Genomic DNA, 4,537 nt, shown 5'->3' on the forward strand with positions numbered 1-4,537 from the left:
TCAATTTTCAAAGACCATATTTTGTTATCGCTTCAAGCGACTTTCTTATCTTATCACTTACTCAACTTTATGTCAATAACTTTTTTCAAAGTTTTTTAACTTAGTTTCGTTAGCAACGATATTTATCTTATCACCATAATTAAGTTATGTCAATCATTTTTTAAAACAATTTTATAACCATCAGTTGCATTATTGCTACTGTTCATTGGCAACGAAGTTTATATTATCATTAACTAAATTCCTTGTCAACTTAAAATATGCATATTTATATTAACATTTCACTGTAATAGTTTACCCCACTATTTAATTTAAAAATATTATAAAACTGATTTCATCTTTAACTTCTATATTAATATATAATAGGATTATATAAGTAAGCTATATATAACCCTATTATACTAAAAGTTTATAATATTGATATCTTTATAATATATAAGATATAAAATCATCTTTTAAGTTATAATTAATTGTTTTTTATTTTGTTAAACATTTTGTTCAATTTATTTACAAATTTTTGTTCATTTTTTTGCTTTTCCAATTCATTCTTATCTATTAATCTTGTAATGTCCATTATAGGCTTTATTTTATCTATAGCATCTTTATGTCCTTTAAACATTCTTTGTTTTATTACATTAGAATCAAATCCCATTATTTCTTTTAAATCATATCCCTCAATATCCTCAGGTATAATCTCTATAAAACTAGTGTTAGGATATAACGATTTATCTATAAAACTATCATTAGCTAAATGTACCACTATAATAATATTACAACCTTCACCATACACAGGTTGTATAGGCACATTATCTCCTACTCCTCCATCTAAATATTCAGCATTATTTATTTCTTGACTATCATATATCATTGGAACAGCAGATGTTGCCCATAATATCTTTTTTATATCTTCTACAGAATTATCATTAATATAAAAATACTCAGTTTTAAGATCTGGTAATCTAGTGCATGTAGCATATCCTTTTATTTTAGAGTTCTTAATAGCATCAAAATCCATTTTATCTACAAACTCATTCATACCTTCTCTAGTTAATGTACCCGCCTTTAGAGCCTTTGGTATATATTTTCTTATAAAGTTTATATTCTTAGCACCTATTGCGTACAATACACCTTTAACTAATAATTCTTTCTCATCTATAGGTAACAATTGCTCTTTCTTTACATTACACCAAAACTCCTCAGCCATTTCATATGCATTCTGCTGAAAAAGCATTGCATTAACAGCTCCTATAGACGTTCCAGATACAACTTCAATATATTTATCTATACCTAGCTCAATAAGTGCTTTCCAAACACCAATTTGATATGCACCTCTTGCCCCTCCTCCAGCTAAAACTAAACCTATTTTCATATTATCCTCCTATAATTTAGATTGATAAATATCAATTACCATGTCCTAATGCTTTAATAATGATTAGTGCGGTATCTTCTATTGCTCTCTGAGTTACGTCAATAGTTTTACACCCTAGCTTTCTCATAGTCTTATCTGCAAATTCAAACTCTTCTAATATTCTTGCATCACCAGCATATTCTATATTTGATGGTATTCTATGAAATTTATCTAATCTACGTTTTCTTATTTCTATCAATTGAAGTGGATTAATTGTTAAGCCAAATACTTTATGTTTATCTATTTCATATAGTTCATTTGGAATCTCTACTTCAGGAACAAGTGGTATATTTATAGCCTTTATGCCCTTATTAGCTAAATACATACAAAGTGGTGTCTTTGAAGTTCTTGAAAGTCCTACTAAAACCACATCTGCATTTTTTAATCCTCTATAATCTTTACTATCGTCATATTGCATAGCAAATTCCATAGCTTCAATTCGCTTAAAGTATGCTTCATCAGTCTTCCACATAGCTCCAGGATCATACTGTGGTTGTTGATTTAATAAAGATGAAGCTACATTTATTATTGGTCCTAATACATTAACTACTGTAAGATTGCTTTCAATAGCTTTTTGTGTTAAATATTCTCTAACATTTACAGTAATGATAGTTGATACTATCATAGCATTTTCTTCCTCTTTAATTTCTTTGATTACTTCTTCTACATCTTCTAATGTTTTTACATATGGTACTCTCTTAATTTTAACCTCGTCATTAAACTGACTAGCTGCAGCTTCTGCTACTTGATCTGCTATCTCTCCTATTGAATCTGATACTGCGAAAATTTTCAACATTTTAATACCCTCCATTTACCTAATTTTACGCTTCTGTAAAATCTAAATTTTAGAAATATTTACATATTATTTATTATACCAATATTTTATAATAAATTTCTATTATAATGAATTGTTAATATATATATGTTAAAATTATTAATATAAACTTAAATTTAGGAGGCTAAAGATGAAAAATATTTATAACAAAGATAAGCTTCTTACTATAGGAATACTTCCTATCATGTGGCTTATATACTTTGCTTTTGAGATTGTAACTGGAAGAGTAAAAGATTTATATACACTTATCCTAAACTTATCATTAGTTTTTGTATTCGCATTTGTTGGATATATTATCTATCATCTAAGCAATAAATATTCTGATGGCTTTAAAAGCAAAAAGCTATTTATAATTTTTATTATTCTAATGTTAATAGATCAAGGTAGTAAACTAATAATTAAATTTAACTTCTTCGATTCATATTATGAAATAATTCCAAGATTCCTATCATTTGATCCTATAATAAATACTCATGGTTCTTGGTTGAATGCTAGATTTAATTTTAATATTAGTTTTCCATTATTAATACTAATTAATTTCATAGCTTTATTTATTTTCTTTGAATTCTACAGATATATAAAATTTAAATCAGGTAAGAATACATTCTGGGGAGATATGTGTTTTGTATTTATATTTGCAGGAGCTTTATGTTCTTTAATAGATAAGGTATTCTACGGTGGTAGTCTTGACTTTATAGGAATTAGCGACTTATTTATAGCAGATATAAAAGATATATATATCAATCTAGGATTACTATTCTTTATAATGGCTACATATAAAAGTGACTTTTTAAAAGATGATGGTAATTCTTCATTAAAAGATGATTGGCAGGCTATAAAGAACTTTTTAGTGTTTATCAAAAATGATATAAAAAGAAGTATAAAAAAAGAAAAGGCATAAATAACCTTTTCTTTTTTTTATATGTAATGCTAAGCAAGTTTACTTATGAAAAAATCACTTCTAAATTAGAAGTGATTTTTTGGTGGCTTACCGGGGAATCGAACCCCGGACACCTTGATTAAAAGTCAAGTGCTCTACCGACTGAGCTAGTAAACCATCTTACCTGGCAACGTCCTACTCTCCCACACAGTCTCCCATGCAGTACCATTGGCGCTATAGAGCTTAACTTTCCTGTTCGGAATGGGAAGGAGTGTTTCCTCTATGCCATCATCACCAGATTTATTTATCTTTTGTATATGTCCCTCGACAAGAATTTATTATATAGAGTTTTTCTACAAAAGTCAACATTTTTTTGATATATTTTTTTTAAAACTTTTTTTCTTTTATTTCAGCTGCCACAAACCTTGTGTACAAGCCATTCTTAATTATAATTCATTGTTTAATTTCTATAGGTTTTTATTTTCTTTATTATATATAAATAAATTTTTTAAATTATTTTATAATATATTTTTTATTTTTTCTTCTATACACTTCAAATATCTTTCAAGATATACATAAGACGATGGTCCCATTTGAGAATCTCCATCTTCTCTAATAGAATAAGCTTAAACATACTTTGGATCAACATCTAATAATTATTCATTGAAATTTTTTAATCTTTCAAAATCAACAGATGTTCCAGTTCTAATTATCCTACTTCTATCTAAATCTATTAACTTATAAACATCATAAGCTATCATATAAACAGGGTTAGAAATAATTATAAAATGTCCATAAAAGCCACTTTCCATAATCGGATTAATAATTAATTCTACTAATTTAGCTAACATATGTAATGTATCAATTCTAGCTTGAGCTGGTTTAGGTGGAGCTCCAGCAGCTATTACTACTGTATCTACCTCTATACATTTACAATAAAATTTATTTAGTATACAAAAAAGACCTAAACAATAAGTTTAGGTCTTGGTGCGCCATCAGGGATTCGAACCCGGGACACCCTGATTAAGAGTCAGGTGCTCTACCAACTGAGCTAATAGCGCATATTACCTAGCAACGTCCTACTCTCCCACACAGTCTCCCGTGCAGTACCATTGGCGCTGTAGAGCTTAACTTTCCTGTTCGGAATGGGAAGGAGTGTTTCCTCTACGCCATCATCACTAGATGCTATGATTCTCTAAATCTTCGATTTAGTTAGAATCTTGTACTCCTCAACTCTGTTGAGTGAGTTTCCTTTTCAAAGAATCTTGTTCTCTGAAAATTGCACATGAATTTTATATTTTTTATTGGTCAAGCCCTCGACCTATTAGTATCAGTCAGCTAAATACGTTACCGCACTTACACCTCTGACCTATCAACCTTGTGTTCTTCAAGGGGTCTTACTAGCTTATGCTATGGG

General features: G+C 28.7%; 4 protein-coding genes, 2 tRNA genes and 3 rRNA genes. 1 reads left to right on the forward strand and 8 read right to left on the reverse strand.

Features of this window, described 5'->3' with window-relative positions:
* Positions 1-463: 463 nt before the first annotated feature.
* Together H8S10_RS17665 and H8S10_RS17670 are read right to left on the reverse strand one after the other, a co-directional pair.
* A complete protein-coding gene (locus tag H8S10_RS17665) occupies positions 464-1,366 on the reverse strand; it encodes a patatin-like phospholipase family protein (protein ID WP_186839731.1) in 903 nt (300 codons plus the stop codon).
* 31 nt (positions 1,367-1,397) lie between these two features.
* Complete coding sequence (locus H8S10_RS17670) at positions 1,398-2,201, reverse strand: pyruvate, water dikinase regulatory protein (RefSeq protein ID WP_055268500.1); 804 nt, start codon at positions 2,199-2,201, stop codon at positions 1,398-1,400.
* Between the two features lie 169 nt (positions 2,202-2,370).
* Here H8S10_RS17670 and H8S10_RS17675 point away from each other — a divergent pair, with 169 nt between their 5' ends.
* Positions 2,371-3,141, forward strand: coding sequence for a signal peptidase II (locus H8S10_RS17675; protein WP_186839732.1), 771 nt, complete (start codon positions 2,371-2,373; stop codon positions 3,139-3,141).
* A gap of 80 nt (positions 3,142-3,221) precedes the next feature.
* Here H8S10_RS17675 and H8S10_RS17680 read toward each other — a convergent pair.
* The 6 genes from H8S10_RS17680 to H8S10_RS17705 form a co-directional block, all read right to left on the reverse strand.
* Positions 3,222-3,297: transfer RNA gene (locus H8S10_RS17680), tRNA-Lys, on the reverse strand.
* A 5-nt stretch (positions 3,298-3,302) separates the two neighbouring features.
* Positions 3,303-3,419: ribosomal RNA gene (gene rrf / locus H8S10_RS17685) — 5S ribosomal RNA — on the reverse strand.
* Between the two features lie 357 nt (positions 3,420-3,776).
* On the reverse strand, positions 3,777-4,073 hold the full coding sequence (locus H8S10_RS17690; RefSeq protein WP_347707689.1) for a hypothetical protein: 297 nt from the start codon (positions 4,071-4,073) through the stop codon (positions 3,777-3,779).
* Positions 4,074-4,105: 32 nt separating this feature from the next.
* A tRNA-Lys gene (locus H8S10_RS17695) sits at positions 4,106-4,181 on the reverse strand.
* A 5-nt stretch (positions 4,182-4,186) separates the two neighbouring features.
* Positions 4,187-4,303 (reverse strand): 5S ribosomal RNA (rrf, locus tag H8S10_RS17700).
* A gap of 121 nt (positions 4,304-4,424) precedes the next feature.
* Positions 4,425-4,537: ribosomal RNA gene (locus H8S10_RS17705) — 23S ribosomal RNA — on the reverse strand; the annotation flags it as partial.

It is taken from the genome of Clostridium sp. NSJ-49, from assembly GCF_014287725.1.
GTDB lineage: Bacteria > Bacillota > Clostridia > Clostridiales > Clostridiaceae > Clostridium > Clostridium disporicum_B.

What these genes read in the sequence shown, in the direction of transcription:
- H8S10_RS17665 (WP_186839731.1), bottom strand. Translation starts at nt 1,366, where the DNA reads ATGAAAATAGGTTTAGTTTTAGCTGGAGGAGGGGCAAGAGGTGCATAT.
- H8S10_RS17670 (WP_055268500.1), bottom strand. Translation starts at nt 2,201, where the DNA reads ATGTTGAAAATTTTCGCAGTATCAGATTCAATAGGAGAGATAGCAGAT.
- H8S10_RS17675 (WP_186839732.1), top strand. Translation starts at nt 2,371, where the DNA reads ATGAAAAATATTTATAACAAAGATAAGCTTCTTACTATAGGAATACTT.